Genomic DNA, 15,170 nt, shown 5'->3' with positions numbered 1-15,170 from the left:
TGCAACATCTGTAAAAAACAAAAGTCCGGCAAAACTGCCGGGCTTTCACTTCATCGTGACAATACCCTCATCATCACTCTCATCATCACCTAATGCGCACCACCCGCATCCACCGGCACCGCCGATTTCTTCGGTTTGGTCAGCCACACCAGGCCAATCAGGCCGATAAACATATAGGCTGACATCCAGAAGATATCTGTCGCCGCCATGGTGCTGGCCTGTACGCTGATGGTGCGGTCTATGATGGCGTAGGCCCCCTGTTCCGGTATGCCCTGCTGTATCAGGTTTTGCATGCTTTGCACAAAGGTCGGATAGCTGCTACCGGTCAGTTCGGTCATCTGGGCGTGGTGCAGGGTGCTGCGACTATCCCAGATGGTCGTCATGATGGAAGCCCCCATACCGCCGCACATGATACGTACGAAATTCGACAGGCCGGATGCCGCCGGGATTTTATCCGGTGGCTGGCCAGACAAAATAATTGACGTCAGCGGAATAAAGAACATGGACATGGCGGCGCCCTGTATCAACGTGGGTATCAGCAGGGTATAGGTATCCACTTCCGTGTTGAAGCCTGAGCGCAAAAAGAACACCAGTGCAAACCCGAGGAAGGCGGCAGAGGCAATTTTTCTGGCGTCTACCTTGGGTAATATCTTGCCTATGATGGGTGACAGCAAAATCGCAAATATGCCCACTGGTGCCATGACCTTGCCGGCCTCAGTCGCGGTATACGACAACTGCGTCTGCAACCACAAAGGCATGATGACCAGGCTACCGAAGAACAGGCCGTAACCAATGGAAATGGCGATCACACCGGCGCTGAAATTACGGCCCTTGAACAGCGACAGATCCACCACGGGATGATCTTGCCCCAGCTCCCAGATGACGAAATAAATCAGGCCTACAACAGCAACCACGGTCAGCAGGATAATCTCGCCGGAATTGAACCAATCCAGTTCCTTGCCCTTGTCCAGCATTAACTGGAGGGCACCGACCCAGATAACGAGCAGGAACAGGCCCACCTTGTCGATAGGCAGATTCTTGATCTGTGATTCACGCTTGCGATAAATAGACCAGGTGGCCCAGGCAGTAAACAAGCCCACCGGGATATTGATATAAAAGATCCATGGCCACGTATAATTGTCCGATATCCAGCCCCCTAACAGCGGCCCCATGATGGGTGCGACCAGGGTTGTCATGCCCCATAAGGCCAGGGCCATGGAGCTTTTGGAAGGCGGGTAACTACCCAGCAGCAAAGCCTGCGACAGAGGAATCATCGGCCCTGCAACTGCCCCCTGCAAAATACGGGCGGCAATCAGGATTTCGATATTCGGTGCCATGCCGCATAACCATGATGAAATCACGAATAGCAATATCGATGACAGAAACAGCCTGACCTGACCAAAATGGGTCGTCAGCCAGCCTGTCAGCGGCACGGAAATCGCATTCGCCACCGCAAACGAGGTAATGACCCAGGTGCCCTGTTGCGGCGATACACCCAGGTTACCGGAGATGGCCGGTATCGACACATTGGCAATCGACGAATCCAGCACATTCATAAAGACCGCCAGCGACAGGGCCAACGTGCCCATCGCCAGTTGCGGTCCTTTCAGTGGCGGATGCGGTGCCTGTGGACGTGGTGCCGCGCTCATTACCTGGCCTTGTTGTTGGTGGTAGCGTTAGTGACAGTCTTATTGACAGCCGTAGTGACAGCCTTGGCAACCGGCAGATTGGCGGTAATGATTTCTGCGATACGCTGATCGGCATCTTTGCCATTCTGTTCAAACACGGCAGTCTGATACGCCGGGGTGGTACGTGTCGCAGCCGTTACCGGTGCACCCTGCTGTTGCGAGATATTAACCTTGACCTGCATGGACACACCGATGCGCAGGGGATGCGCTTCCAGCTCTTTCGGGTCCAGGGTAATACGTACCGGTACGCGCTGCACGACCTTGATCCAGTTGCCGCTGGCATTTTGCGCCGGCAACAGGGCAAAGGCAGAACCGGTACCGGCAGACATGCCCAATACCTTGCCATGGTAGGTGACATCATCGCCATACACATCAGAACGCAATTCTACGTCCTGGCCTATACGCATATGTGCCAGTTGCACTTCCTTGAAATTGGCATCGACCCACAACGAATTCAAAGACACGACGGACAACAATGGTGAACCGGCAGCAATACGCTGGCCGACCTGCACTGCACGCTTGGCAACATAACCAGTGGTTGGTGCAGGCAGGCTGGTGCGGCTTAAAGCCAGCAGGGTTTCACGCAAACGTGCGGCTGCGCGCAACACATTCGGGTGCTGGGTGACGGTGGTGTTTTCTGTCAGCGTGCGGTTGGATGTCAGTTGTTCACTGGCAGCCTGCAAGGCCGCTTCTGCCGTCTTGACGGCATTGCGTGCATGTTCCAGTTCTTCCGCGGAGACTGCGCCTGTGCTCAGCAATTGCTGACGGCGGACCAGATCTGCTTTGGCTTTTTCGACTTCGCTACTGCGCAGGCTGACATTGGCCTGCAAACTGCCGTTATTGGCAAACAGCACACGCACTTCACGTACGGTCTGGGCCAGTTGTGCTTCGGCCTGATCAACAGCCACTTTGGCATCGGTCTTGTCGAGTTCCACTAGCGGCTTACCCGCTTGTACCAGTTCAGTGTCGTCGGCATGAATCGCTATCACAGTACCAGTGACCTGCGATGTCACCTGCACCACATTGCCGGCGGCATAGGCATCTTCAGTATGCTCAAAATTGCGGGCAACCAGCCACCACCATGCACCGTAAGCAATAGCAGCAATAAGAATAATGAAGGTGACGATCAGCAGAAGACCGCGGCGCTTGCCATTTTCCGGAGCTGCTTCGACAGGTGGCTGGGCTGTAACAGGTTTATCTTGGTTGTTTGCTGCTGGGGCGTTCATAGCGCGGCCTCCGATGTGCTTGCTGCGGTTGTGTTGTTGATGTTTGTATTGCTGTTTGCCTGGCTGGCGGCAGGTGCAAAACTGGTCTTGCTGTCATAGCCGCCACCCAGCGCCTTGATCAGATTGATCTGGCTTTCGGTATGACGGATGGCGATGTCCAGCAACAGTTTTTGCTGGGACAATACGGCGCTTTCCGCTGCCAATACCGGCAACATATTGGCAGTACCGGCTTTCTGTCTTTGCTGTGCCAGTTGCAGGCTGACACGGGCCGCCTGTTCGGCAGCTTTCTGTTCGGTGGCCTGCGCCTGGCTGGCTTGCAGTATCTGAACCTGATCTGCCACTTCATGCAGGGCATCGGTCAGGCTTTGGTTATAGGTAGCAACGGCCACATCATAAGAAGCCACTTTACCCTTCAACTGCGCACGCAAACGTCCACCTTCAAAAATCGGCAGACGTATTGCCGGGCCGACGCCGATAATGCTGCTGCCGCTTTGCAAGAGATTGCTCAAACCCAGGCTGGATAAACCGGCAAAGCCGACCAGATTGATATTCGGGTAAAACTGGGTCTTGGCAACATCCACTTCACCCTGGCTGGCTTCCACGCGCCAGCGTGCCGCCACGATATCCGGACGACGCCCCAGCAATTCCAGCGGCAAGCTGCCAGGCAAGGCCGTGTCAGCGGCCTGCCTGAATTGTGGCAGTGGAATAGCACGCCCCTGTTCAGGCCCCAGACCTTGCAGGGCAGCGATCTGGTTACGTGTCAGGGCAATGGCCTCCTGCCATTGGGCGATGTCGTTTTTCAGGCCGGACAACTGGATCAGACTTTGCTGCGTTTCCGTCTTGGTTTCCAGACCAGCCTTGACGCGTTGCTGTGTCAGTTGATCGAATTTTTCACGAATCGCCAATTGTTGCTTGCTCAGTTCAAGCTGCGCCGATTGTCGGGCCAATTGCAACCAGCTACGGGCAATGGCATTGCCCAGCATCAGGCGTACACTCTGGCCTTCGGCTTCGGCTACTTTTTCCTGCGACAGGGCGGCACGCATTTCTGCGCTGTGCTTGCCCCAGAAATCAAACTCATACGATGCATTCAGTGCCAACTGGTTGTTGGTGTTGTAAGTGCCTGCCAACGGCGGTGGTATCAGGCCCTTTTCAGTAAAGCGCTGATACGTGCTGTCAAAGCTGGCATTCACTGAAGGCAATTCATTGGCACCTACAGATGCAGTTATTGCTTTCGCGGCCTGCAGGCGGGCAGCGGCAACTTGCAGGCTGGGGTTATTTTGCAATGCCTGATCGATCAGCTTTTGTAAATCGGCACCGCCGATGCTGCTGGCCCATTGGCTATCCGGCCAGTTGCCACTACCGCCCTGCCCGGGGAAAGCCCCGCTATCTGCATTCAGGGTTTTAAGTTGTACCTGGCTTTGTATGCCCTGGTAACTGACACAGGCAGAAAGCAGACTGAACGCGCTGGCAGCAGCCAGTGCACGCATCAGCTTGCTGGCTGTCCGGATGTTAAAGGTAGGTTTGTTCATGATGAAAATATGAATTCCACATTGATGATTATTTAGTTGCCTTGGCAACTATTCATTTTAGCTTCCAGTATGGGGCGATTCGCCAGAAGCTTGCGTAGCAGGTACTTCAAGAAAGTGATTTCCTCAGCAGCAAACCCGGTAAACCCCACATCCAGCACTTCTGCGTAAATTGCTGGTAACTGTGCCGCCATTGCCTTGCCAGATGGTGTCAACTCCAGCTTGAACAGTCGCTTGTCGCTCTCATCCAACACCCGCTGGATGTAGCCCTTTACTTCGAGCTTGTCCAGAGTACGTTTCATTGCTGCGGAGTCGATAAACAGATCGCGCGCCAAATCCGCCGCCGTACTGATCTTGCCAGTGGCCAGCATCATGAAGACACTGCCTTGCGCATGGGTAATATCAACACGACGCAAAGCGTCTTCTATAGATCGCGACAGCATGGTTCGCGACCTGGCCAGCAAATAGCCGACACTGTCTTCGACTTGCGAGCTATCGAACTCGGGAATTTGATTTTCGGTATCCATGATGAGAATATTCATTGACTAGGCAACAGTTTATACCAGTTTTTAAAGTTCTGCACGGCACCAGAAAATGGCAAATACACAGGAGAGTTCCTGTTAAGGGTCAATACACTTGGGTGATGAAACAGGAAACATCGGCATCAATAACAATGGAATTCATGTAAAATTTTGTGAAAAATTGTTTGCAAACGATAATCATTCTCATTTATAATGATTCCACTTTTGCAATTTCACCAGTCCCATCAAGCGCCAGCCCCAGTACCACACGTTCGCCAGCATCACGACGTGGGCAGATACAGTGAAAAGCCAATGAAGTTTGTATTGGGGAAAATCATGTCCATCGCTCTATCGCTTAGCCCTAGGCTTAGCATCACGCTCAGCCTCACACTTCGTGCCACGCAGACCATCTGCGCCCCGCCTCAAATGCCGGGCAAAAAAACCATGTTCTTTCGCACGTTTTCATGCTGGCATGCGCACAAGTTCCGTCAACATCTGATACGTCCCCCAGCAACTCTTTAGCTTCCGCCCTGCCACTTGATCAAGCATGGTGCGATTGCTCGCCGCAATCGTACAGGACGCACTCACCCCGAATAAAGTTACGGAAGAAGATTTGATGAATTTCAGCAAACAACACAGCCATATCCAGTTTTACGCATCCGCAGTGGAACGGACTTTGCGTCAGTTCATGGAAGCGTTCTGGTTCGAAGGTGCCCTCAATGGCCATCTGGAACATGGCACTGATGGTGTCGCCAAACTTTATTTGATAGGTCTGGATGAACAACAAATCAGAGTGGAATATCAAATCAATGCCCAGTTGCCCGATGCATTCGGACGTACACGCTTATCTGGTCCGCTATCGGATAGCCGCAATGAAAAAGTCGTCCACGATATCACTGTCGTTACCAATAATTTACTCAGACATTTGCAACTGGGCGAGGATAAAATCCGGCGCTTCATCGACGAGTTGACACATACCGCCGTCAAACAGGCTTATTCGCTGACAGCAAGCTATGCGTCGCCACTAGAATTGCCATATGCTTGGCAAGAAGCCCAGCTTGGTGACGGTCATTTGTATCACCCCTGTTACCGTTCACGCATGGGTTTTAGTCTGGAAGATCATCAGCGCTATGGTCCTGAATTTGCACAGCCATTCGGTCTGGTCTGGCTTGCAATTGCCAAAGACTTGTGTGACATCCATACATTGAATGACTTCAATTACCTTGGCTTCATACAGGCTGAATCAGATACGCAGGAATTGCTTCGTCTACAGCAGGCAATAACAGATCAAGGACACGACAACAGCAATTATTACCTTTTGCCGGCACACCCCTGGCATTGGCAGCACAGTCTGCAAATTCAATATGCTGACTGGCTGGCAGATGGCCGCTTACTATATTTGGGCATCGGCTCAGATATGTGGCTGGCGCAGCAATCGATACGCTCATTAAGTGCAATAGGCTCATTAGGTTCCAGAGCGCCAAAGCCGCGTTTCAATATCAAGTTGCCACTGGCGATAGCCAATAGTTCTGCTGACCGCATCCTGTCCGATCACCATGTACACAATGCACCGTTGATATCGCAATGGCTGTTTCAATTATGTGTACAGGATAGTTATTTTCAGCAAAAAGCGAGATTGGCTATTTTGGCCGAACCGATGGGTATCACGCTGAAACCGGCATTTTCGCGCAAGGACAGATATGGATTGCTAGGCGCGATCTGGCGCCAATCGCCAGAATCCATACTGCGTGACGGCGAACAGATCTTTCCTTGTACTGCATTGACCAAACTTGATAGTCAGCAGCAATTGGAAATTGGTCCGTGGCTGGCTGCACATGGAACAGAAGTCTGGGTCAATGCTCTGCTTCAATCCATGCTGCCACCTTTCCTGCATTTGATGCTGGCGCACGGTGTCTTGCTCGAGGCGCATGCACAAAATACTCTGTTGATATTAAACAAGGGCCTGCCAACTGGAGTAGCAATACGCGACCTGCCCGGGGGATTGCATTATGTCGCTGGCCAAACTACCAACGAAGCACAGATCAGCACATTGCGTAATGCGCCAAACCACCGCAATCTGGCCAATGCCAGCACCGGTTTTGCAGTGCATGCCGTCAGTGAAGCCAGAGACTATCTGCTTGAGGTCTTGTTGTTCATTCATTTATCCGAGCTGGCAAACAGACTGGAACGCTACCACGACTTTCCGGAAAAACGCTTCTGGCAACTGGCGGCCCAGACTGTGCTCAACTATCAAATGCAAGTCCCTGAACTGGCAGAACGTTTTGCACTGTATGACCTGTTTGTGCCAACCATACAAATAGAACGCCTGGCAACACGGCGTCTGTCAGCGTCAAGCCAGCAAGAATTTCACACCGCACCAAATCCTCTGCATGATTTTTTGAGACATCCGGGTACGTGATGATGCGGCAAACCATCTTCATCACGGTACTAGGACATTTTGGCGCGGCGTTTGCTGCGTTATGCATGCCTCCTTTTTATGCGCATATACTAAGCCAGAATTTTTCCAGTCAGGCGCTGACCATGGCGGGGTGGTACTTTACTCTTCCTACACTGGCGGCCGCCATCGCCAATCCTTTATGGGGAAAACTCGCTGACCGCATAGGTATACGCGCTTCTCTGATAAGGGCACATTGGGGACTATGCCTGAGTTTCATCGTCACCGGCCTGGCACGCACACCATGGGAATTTGCCTTTGGCCTGACTTTACAAGGTTTGTTGGGTGGCACCTTTGCGGCATCCAATGCCTTCCTGGCTTCCATCCTGCCGGGCAAACGTCTGGCCGGCTTATTAAGTGTCATGCAGGGCTCGGCACGCGCCGCCTTGTTTGCCGGGCCAGCCATCATTGGCTTGTTCAGCAACGGCCAAAACTTGCTGCATATCTTTTTTTACCTGGCCATTTTTCCAGGTATGGCGGGTCTGATGCTGTATTTTCTGCCGGTACAGCACGGCAACATCAACCCTCCAGAATCTTGCCACGCCATTGCAGCACCGGGCACGACTGGCACATTAGATGCCGGCAAGCTCTATCGTTTCCAGGCACTGTTCACCATAGGCACGGTATTAACCTATCCCTATTTCGTCATTGATCTGGCGCAGCGTCTAGACATATCTGCGACCTGGGCAGGTGCCTTGTTCGGTCTGCCACATGCACTGTTTTTACTTCTTGCCTGGCCCTTGGGTCGCTACGTGAATTTTACCAATGCACAAACTGCGCTGGCACGTTTCTCTGCCCTGACTTGCGCGGGACTGCTAATACAGGTGCTGGGCAGCCATTTACCGACGCTGATCGCAGGCCGTCTGCTCATGGGTGTCGGCATGACTGGAGCCTATCTGTCCATCAATACCCTGGCAGCAGCAACCACCAAGCACGCCACGGCAGGTCAACATTTTGGCAAGCTGGAAGGCGCAAATAAATGGGGCGCTGTTCTGGCAGGAATTTTCGCAAGTGGTCTGGCTACTTTATTGGGCTATACCGCTCCCATCTGGTTGGGCTGTGTCCTATTGGCCAGCCTGTCTGTTTTGATAGAAAGCAAACGTCCATGAACGCTAACTTATCCCAGCTCATACCGAATCAATCACCCGACAGATTGTCGATTCTGCATCTGCCGCATCTGTCACATCTGTCGCACTTTCCACCTGTCCGGCGTGCCGCAAACAGTGCCGTATCGGCAGGTACAGAAGATTATGCCCGGCGACAGCATGCACACGTCTTGCTGAACTGCTATGCACGTGAAGTCGCCATGCAGGAACATCATCTGGCAGTACGTGCCATTGCGCATACCATACTGCCGCCTGCGGCCTTACATCAGTACCGGGGGCAAGTGCTGGACATACAGCTGCCACGCATGCAAAGCCGTCTTTGTGTCGGTGTGCGGCATGTTTCAGTCACCGGCAATTATGACTACACCACAGATATTTATCTGCAAAATAACCAGCAAGCCTGGGTAGTGGCGGGTTGGCACGAGATTGCACATCTCATCATTTCCGATCTTTCGCTACGGGAAGGCACCCCCTACAATGCAGATCTGTTGCAGCAGATAGAAGAAAGTATAGCTACCATGCAGCATCTGCTGGATGCGCAACAACACCTTGATGGCATGCCTCACGTGGGCACAGCCTTGCAGCACTATATACGTAGCGAACAGCACTTGCTTACTGGTCACCCGTTTCATCCCACACCCAAAAGCCGATCTGGCTGGACCGCCGCAGAAGAAAAGAAATATTCCCCCGAACACGGAACACAACTGCAATTACGTTATGTCCAGCTACCACTCAAGTGGATCATCAGTGACGCGCTGGATGCCGGTGACTTGCCAAAACGTTTGCAGGACCTGACAGCGCACGGCTTGCAGGCTGATGCAGAACACATCATTCTACCCCTGCATCCCTGGCAAGCCGACTGGCTCATGCAACAACCAAGAATCAGGGCAGCCGTCGCAGCAGGCGACATGCGCGACCTGGGTCTTGCGGGCAAACAGTTTTATCCGACAGCATCCATACGCACCATGCTGGCTGAGGACGGTAAGGCTTTCTTGAAACTGTCACTGAACCTGCGTATCACCAATTGCATACGCAATAACGCCCGGCATGAACTGGCGGCTGCACTGGCAGCCAGCCGGCTGTATCGCCCCATGAAAGCAGATATGCAGGCCTTGTTTCCGGACTTTCATGCATTGGAAGAGCAGGCATATATCAGTGTCGCCTTCCCTGAGGATCAGCACCAGAACCACAGGCCACATAAGGAAATCGAAGATGGTTTTGGCCTGGTCCTGCGGGAGGGATTGAGCACACACATGGCGCAAGGCATCACTCCCATGATATGTGCATCTCTGTTCGGCAATGGCCAGGCTGGCCGCCTGCAAGTGGCCGCACTGATAGAGCGCTTTGCCCATAGACATGGCCTGCCGTTGAAGCAAGGCATACACTTATGGTTCAGCACCTATGCCAGGCTGGCAATTTATCCTGTGTTTTATCTGCTGTTTGAAAAAGGCTTCGTCGTTGAACCACATATGCAAAACAGCATCATCGGCCTGGCTGACGACGATGCGCCTGCACGCTTCATCGTCAGGGATCTGGAATTGACCAGACTGACCCCCAAAGCCCATGCGCTGATCAACACACTACAACTAGATGCCCATACACGCGAGGAAATATGTTGCAGCGATGAAGCCGGATGGACACGCATAGCCTATTGCCTGCTGGTCAATAATATTTGCGAAGTCATCGCCACGCTGGCAAATGGCAATCATGAACTCTATCTCGACTTGTGGGCTTGCCTGCGCAACACCCTGCAAAGTTATCTGGCAAGTTTCCCAAATCCTGAAGCGGCGCGCCGCATACAAGGCTTGCTGTCTGGTGAAGCCCTGCCAGTCAAAGGTAATTTGCTGATCCGTTTTTTAAAGCAGGCTGACCGCAAGGCAGCGTATCTACCGCTGTATCACCCTTTAGGTGTTGTGAATGGTGCCAACCCTTTACTGTAATTCCAATTTCTTTCACTAAAATGAAGTCTCTACCTATGCAAGCCAAACCTCTGTCTCTCATCATCACTAGCCTGTTCTGTCAAGTCTACAGCAGCCAGGCAATGGCACAAAACCAACCACAACCGCAAAGCGAGTTGCCAGCCATCGAAGTCAAGGCGCAATCCCAGGGTGGTAACACACTCGTCAGCGGTGCCAGCAAAACCCACAGCATATTGCTGGAAACACCGCAGTCCATTTCTATCGTCAACAATGAAGACTTGCGCGCCCGTGCTGTCAACAGCAGCAAAGATGCACTAGCCTATACGCCCGGTATCATCGCCGGACAAGGAGAAGGTCGTCGTGACGAATTCTATATACGTGGTTTTTACTCTCCGCGCGAGACACTGCTTGACGGCATGCGCGATGACAGCCTGTACTATAGAGACATTGCCACCACTGACAAACTGGAAGTGATAAAAGGTGCAACAGCTGCCCTGTTTGGCCGTGGCGCAGCCGGCGGCCTGATCAACCGCATCACCAAAAAGCCGCAGGCCAGGCAGGATAATGAAGTGTCACTGATGCTTGGCTCGGACCGTCAACGCAGACTCAGCATCGATACCGGTGGTGCCATGACTTCCGATGTCAACGCCCGCCTGATAGCCGCCTACGATGCCGGCGACAGTTACCGTGATGTGATAACCCACAAACGCTTGTTATTGGCGCCTTCATTGTCATGGTCCATCAGCCCACAAACCAGTCTTTTGTTGCAGGCTGAAATGCAGCGTGAAGACCACACACCGGACCGCGGTATCCCATCTTTGAACGGGCGCGCTGTGGCAGTGGACGCAAGCACTTTTTACGGTGAAAAATTTGATTACACCAAAACTGACAGCGATCTTTTCAAAGCAAGACTGGAACACAAATTCAATCAACAACTCAGTGTTGTCAATAACCTGCAATATAGCCAGACTGATCTGGATGGTGTCAATACACGCAACCGTCGTGTCAACACCGGGCTGAGCACGGCTGATACCGTATCACGTCAAATTACCTACTTTCCCATCAAGCAAAACAATTTGCTCAACCAGACTGAACTGACTTATGTCGCAGGTCAGCACCTGTTACTGGTGGGCCTGGAAATATCGCAGCAAAAACGTGATTCCATAGTCAGACAAACCGGCACTGCTTATCCTGTTGATCTATACCGTCCGCAGCATTTATTAAGTGCGCCAGACTTTAAAAATTTACCGGCAGCCATAGACAGCCGCTTCAATGCAGATACCACAGCCCTGTACCTGCAAGACCAGATCACCCTGGCAACAGACTGGGAAATGCTGCTGGGTGGACGTTTTGATCAGTTTAAACAAAAACAGATCAATCACCTTGCCAACAATGCCGTCAGCGAACGTACCGACAATCTGTTCTCTCCGCGTCTGGGGCTGGTGTATAAAATCACGCCACAGCAATCCGTTTATTTCACACTCAGCCGCTCACATCAACCTGCCGGCGGTGATTTACTGTACACCGGCAGCACCCCGCTGAGTCAGGTCAAACCATTGCAGACTGATTTGAAGGAAATCGGCTGGAAACAAGACTGGCTGGATAAACGTCTGTACACCAGCGCAGCCCTGTTCAGGATAGAACAGAGTAATCAATTGACTGCCGATCCAACTGACGCGACCGGTTTACGCCAGTTGCAAATAGGACGTCAGCGCAATCAGGGGTTTGAAATAGAGTTGCAGGGCCAACTGACCGGCGACACGCAATTGCACGCCAGCTATACCTATAACGACGCAAAGATCATCGCATCCAACGACATACGTATAGGAAACCGGGCAGAAATGACTCCTGCTCATAACGCCAGTCTTTGGTTAAAACAAACATTTACCAGGAACTGGAGCGCGGGTGCAGGCATCATCGCGCATAGTGAGCAATACGCCCTGACCGATAATACAGTACGCCTGCCAGGCTACGCCCGCCTTGACCTGGCCCTGACTTATTTGCAAGCGCGCTATGACATCACGCTGAAACTGAATAACCTTGGTAACACCCGCTATATGGAATCAGCGAATAATAATGTGCAGATACAACCCGGTGCACCATTCAATGTCAATCTGGTGCTCAATACACGGTTCTGAAGTATTGACAGGAGTGCGGACACTTCGGGTCTGATGCTGTGAAAGACAAGTCCGGGCGATAAAATGCCCGGCTTGTTCAGGTCACTCTCTTGCGCCACATCCTCCAGCCAGTCACCATCAGAATCAATGGCATCAAGCCAAAGCAAGAAATAAAGATCCGTCCCATCGTGCCAAAGGCTATTCCACTATGCAAAGGAAATAGCCACGTCAGAAAACGGTCACCACTCTGGCCACGGAGTGGATCAATAACCCGCAGTATGCGACCATTCTCTGCATCAACACTGATTCTGCTTGCACCGTCACCACGATGCATTTCAGTAGCTTGGCGCAATCTGATTTCATATGCTGTCGCGGTGCCCGACGGCAAGCCAAGGCGAGTGATCCTTGCCTGGGGAAATACATCCTGTGCATATTGCATGGCTTGCGCAACGCCAATCGCGTGTCCCGTAGATTTATTCACATTGCCTGTCTCAGCTTTTTCCGTCACCGGAAAAATCGTGGAAACCACAGGTATTATCCATCGTGGCTGATTGAAATAAGTTCCGGAAAAACCCAGCAGCAGAAAAACTGGTAGGGCAAAAAAGCCCAACATGCGGTGCAGGCGAAAATTGATTGCGATGGCCGAAGCAGAAAAATTCACAGTAAGCGCCTGACGTAACGCTTTCCACGCAGGTTTCGGCAACCATAAAAACAAGCCGCTAACAGACATCAGTATCAGCATGAGGCCACAGACAGCAATCACCGTCTTGCCGGTTTCTCCAAGCAACATATAGCGATGCAAATGATAAATTGTTGGGATCAACAAGGTTGGTGACAAACCATATTCACCCCAATTGCGTTCGCCTTTTATCGCCATCGTCACCGGATCAAGCATCACTTGGCGTGACCAGTTCTGGCCAAAACTGGAACGATCTTGTGGCACGGGCGGATACCAGGCAACGAAAACCTCTGTCGTACTGGCTGGTATCATCATCTGTCTGGGACGCCCATAGCGACCATCAGCCGTCAACATATCGACTGCGACTTGCACCATGACGGGCGTGACGCGTTCTGCATTGGCGGTTGTGTTCGTGCTGTTGAACAACGAGGGATTGAGCAAATGATCCAGTTCAGGCATCCAGCTGATGATACTGCCTGTCAGCCCCAATACGACAAACACACTGCCGAATATCAGCGCCAGCCACAAATGCAGGCGCAATAGTACCGCGCGTACCGATTTAGATAGCATGGCTGAGCCCATGCAAATTACATTGCAAAAGAGTCTGACAAGTCAATATACAAGAAAAATACATGGCGAATATCCAGAAAAATATCAATGCTGGCTATTCGTGGATGGGCAACAAAAGGGCTGGCGGAAGTGATGAGCTGCCTTGTATCACGCAGCTTTGTCATCTCTATCATAACGGAAAACAGATCAATGCAGAACTGATTCCACGATCAGTATTTCATGGTGTGCTGACCCGGGCTGGCGGGTAATTAAATAAGATCAGATATGGGCTTCTTACAATCGACTACTGCTTGCCTGCTTTCGGTAAATCCAGGGCCAGGATTCCCTGTTTCTTGCCTTTGGCAATAGCTGCATCTATCTTCTGTATCAAGCCATCATCCTTATCCGCCCGGATAGCAAAGTGAATATCATCAACCAGCAAGGGTTTGGCTAACACACTGAATTCCACCAACGGCTGACCTTCTGCAATCTGCTGTTTGCTGAAATAACGATTAATGCGCTCTTCAAGATCGCGCGCATCACTGCCGGGGTCCTGTATAACCATCACGTCCATACGCCGGTTGGCCAGCTTATTAAAACGTGCAGCCACTGAGTTAGTATCGCTTTCTACCTTGAACAATTTGCCTTTTTGTTCGTCAAAATAATCACCATAATGCGTTCCGGCGACTATGCCAACAGAGCGCCCCTTCAGGTCAGCAATACTCTTGTAATCAAAACGTGCATCCCTACGCGTTACCAGCCAGACATAATTGGCATAAAGAGGGCGGGAAAAATGAAACATCCTCTCCCTGTCGCCGGTTTTGGAAATACCAAATACCAGACCTTCCCCATGCTCGGCCAATAACAAAATGCGTTTCCAGGGACAACGCTGCAATTCAAAATGCACGTCCGCTTCCCGCCCAATATAGTCCAGCATGCGCTTTCTGTCTTGCGGTATGGGTGCGGGTTCACCTTTGCTATCAAGAGGATCAGGGATCAATAAGCTGACATCACGTGTAACCGCCAATACGGGCACTGGTGTGAAATTCATCAGAAAAACCAGGCCAGGCAATAAAACCCGCTTCAGCAATATTGCCCATGAAGAGATAGCCGCCTTAAGACCGCCCTCTTTTGTTATGAATTGCATGTTTTTGATAACCAAATTACATAAAGATCGCCATAGTAACAGCGAATAATTTATGTATACCAAAGGCAAAACATAGAAATTTGTACAGCCACCAGCACATTATTTCCACATGGAAATTTATCGTGTATGTCTCTTTTTTCTTATGCCTGTTTTATATGGAATAGCAATACAGTCAGCAAATTTTCTTTATCAATACACAGGTTTTGCTAAAGAAACGCATTCGTCAAATTTTTACCG

General features: G+C 51.5%; 11 protein-coding genes. 5 read left to right on the top strand and 6 right to left on the bottom strand.

All coding sequences use genetic code 11. The annotated features are described in order from the left end of the window. Positions 1-89: 89 nt before the first annotated feature. The 4 genes from ACO0LK_RS01875 to ACO0LK_RS01860 are packed head-to-tail and all read right to left on the bottom strand — an operon-like array spanning position 90 to position 4,967. Positions 90-1,649: a DHA2 family efflux MFS transporter permease subunit gene (locus ACO0LK_RS01875; protein ID WP_186947149.1), complete on the bottom strand. Its 1,560-nt coding sequence runs from the start codon at positions 1,647-1,649 to the stop codon at positions 90-92. Next, positions 1,649-2,914 carry an HlyD family secretion protein gene (locus tag ACO0LK_RS01870; protein ID WP_422971616.1) on the bottom strand — a complete coding sequence of 422 codons (1,266 nt, stop codon included), beginning with the start codon at positions 2,912-2,914 and terminating at the stop codon, positions 1,649-1,651. Before ACO0LK_RS01870 ends, ACO0LK_RS01875 begins: the two co-directional genes overlap by 1 nt. After that, complete coding sequence (locus ACO0LK_RS01865; RefSeq protein WP_422971614.1) at positions 2,911-4,443, bottom strand: efflux transporter outer membrane subunit; 1,533 nt, start codon at positions 4,441-4,443, stop codon at positions 2,911-2,913. The genes ACO0LK_RS01870 and ACO0LK_RS01865 overlap by 4 nt, the downstream gene beginning before the upstream one ends. A gap of 32 nt (positions 4,444-4,475) precedes the next feature. Beyond that, a complete protein-coding gene (locus ACO0LK_RS01860) occupies positions 4,476-4,967 on the bottom strand; it encodes a MarR family winged helix-turn-helix transcriptional regulator (RefSeq protein ID WP_422971612.1) in 492 nt (163 codons plus the stop codon). Between the two features lie 541 nt (positions 4,968-5,508). On the opposite strand from ACO0LK_RS01860, the gene ACO0LK_RS01855 reads away from it, so the two are divergent. The 4 genes from ACO0LK_RS01855 to ACO0LK_RS01840 are packed head-to-tail and all read left to right on the top strand — an operon-like array spanning position 5,509 to position 12,579. Then, a complete protein-coding gene (locus ACO0LK_RS01855; protein ID WP_422971610.1) occupies positions 5,509-7,380 on the top strand; it encodes an IucA/IucC family protein in 1,872 nt (623 codons plus the stop codon). After that, complete coding sequence (locus ACO0LK_RS01850; RefSeq protein ID WP_422971608.1) at positions 7,380-8,525, top strand: MFS transporter; 1,146 nt, start codon at positions 7,380-7,382, stop codon at positions 8,523-8,525. The genes ACO0LK_RS01855 and ACO0LK_RS01850 overlap by 1 nt, the downstream gene beginning before the upstream one ends. Further along, the gene (locus ACO0LK_RS01845) at positions 8,522-10,462 is read left to right on the top strand and encodes an IucA/IucC family protein (protein WP_422971606.1); all 1,941 of its coding nucleotides are present in this window, start codon (positions 8,522-8,524) and stop codon (positions 10,460-10,462) included. Before ACO0LK_RS01850 ends, ACO0LK_RS01845 begins: the two co-directional genes overlap by 4 nt. Positions 10,463-10,497: 35 nt before the next feature. Further along, positions 10,498-12,579: a TonB-dependent receptor gene (locus tag ACO0LK_RS01840; protein WP_422971604.1), complete on the top strand. Its 2,082-nt coding sequence runs from the start codon at positions 10,498-10,500 to the stop codon at positions 12,577-12,579. 76 nt (positions 12,580-12,655) lie between these two features. On the opposite strand, the gene ACO0LK_RS01835 is transcribed toward ACO0LK_RS01840, so the two are convergent. Beyond that, positions 12,656-13,807, bottom strand: coding sequence for a PepSY-associated TM helix domain-containing protein (locus tag ACO0LK_RS01835; protein WP_422971602.1), 1,152 nt, complete (start codon positions 13,805-13,807; stop codon positions 12,656-12,658). Between the two features lie 62 nt (positions 13,808-13,869). On the opposite strand from ACO0LK_RS01835, the gene ACO0LK_RS01830 reads away from it, so the two are divergent. Continuing rightward, on the top strand, positions 13,870-14,055 hold the full coding sequence (locus ACO0LK_RS01830; RefSeq protein WP_422971600.1) for a hypothetical protein: 186 nt from the start codon (positions 13,870-13,872) through the stop codon (positions 14,053-14,055). 35 nt (positions 14,056-14,090) lie between these two features. Here ACO0LK_RS01830 and ACO0LK_RS01825 read toward each other — a convergent pair whose 3' ends face one another. Next, entirely contained in the window at positions 14,091-14,933 is an 843-nt protein-coding gene (locus ACO0LK_RS01825; protein WP_422971598.1) for a substrate-binding periplasmic protein, read from the bottom strand. Positions 14,934-15,170: the final 237 nt, after the last annotated feature.

It is taken from the genome of Undibacterium sp. Ji49W, from assembly GCF_049340205.1.
In the GTDB taxonomy this organism is placed as follows: domain Bacteria; phylum Pseudomonadota; class Gammaproteobacteria; order Burkholderiales; family Burkholderiaceae_D; genus Undibacterium.
Note: the sequence above shows the minus strand (reverse complement) of the source record. Positions and strands in the feature narration are given on the sequence as shown.

Excerpts from the sequence above, each read along its gene's own strand:
- ACO0LK_RS01865 (WP_422971614.1), bottom strand. The coding sequence starts at position 4,443 with ATGAACAAACCTACCTTTAACATCCGGACAGCCAGCAAGCTGATGCGT.
- ACO0LK_RS01850 (WP_422971608.1), top strand. The coding sequence starts at position 7,380 with ATGATGCGGCAAACCATCTTCATCACGGTACTAGGACATTTTGGCGCG.
- ACO0LK_RS01860 (WP_422971612.1), bottom strand. The coding sequence starts at position 4,967 with ATGGATACCGAAAATCAAATTCCCGAGTTCGATAGCTCGCAAGTCGAA.
- ACO0LK_RS01835 (WP_422971602.1), bottom strand. The coding sequence starts at position 13,807 with ATGCTATCTAAATCGGTACGCGCGGTACTATTGCGCCTGCATTTGTGG.
- ACO0LK_RS01830 (WP_422971600.1), top strand. The coding sequence starts at position 13,870 with ATGGCGAATATCCAGAAAAATATCAATGCTGGCTATTCGTGGATGGGC.
- ACO0LK_RS01875 (WP_186947149.1), bottom strand. The coding sequence starts at position 1,649 with ATGAGCGCGGCACCACGTCCACAGGCACCGCATCCGCCACTGAAAGGA.
- ACO0LK_RS01825 (WP_422971598.1), bottom strand. The coding sequence starts at position 14,933 with ATGCAATTCATAACAAAAGAGGGCGGTCTTAAGGCGGCTATCTCTTCA.
- ACO0LK_RS01855 (WP_422971610.1), top strand. The coding sequence starts at position 5,509 with ATGGTGCGATTGCTCGCCGCAATCGTACAGGACGCACTCACCCCGAAT.
- ACO0LK_RS01840 (WP_422971604.1), top strand. The coding sequence starts at position 10,498 with ATGCAAGCCAAACCTCTGTCTCTCATCATCACTAGCCTGTTCTGTCAA.
- ACO0LK_RS01845 (WP_422971606.1), top strand. The coding sequence starts at position 8,522 with ATGAACGCTAACTTATCCCAGCTCATACCGAATCAATCACCCGACAGA.
- ACO0LK_RS01870 (WP_422971616.1), bottom strand. The coding sequence starts at position 2,914 with ATGAACGCCCCAGCAGCAAACAACCAAGATAAACCTGTTACAGCCCAG.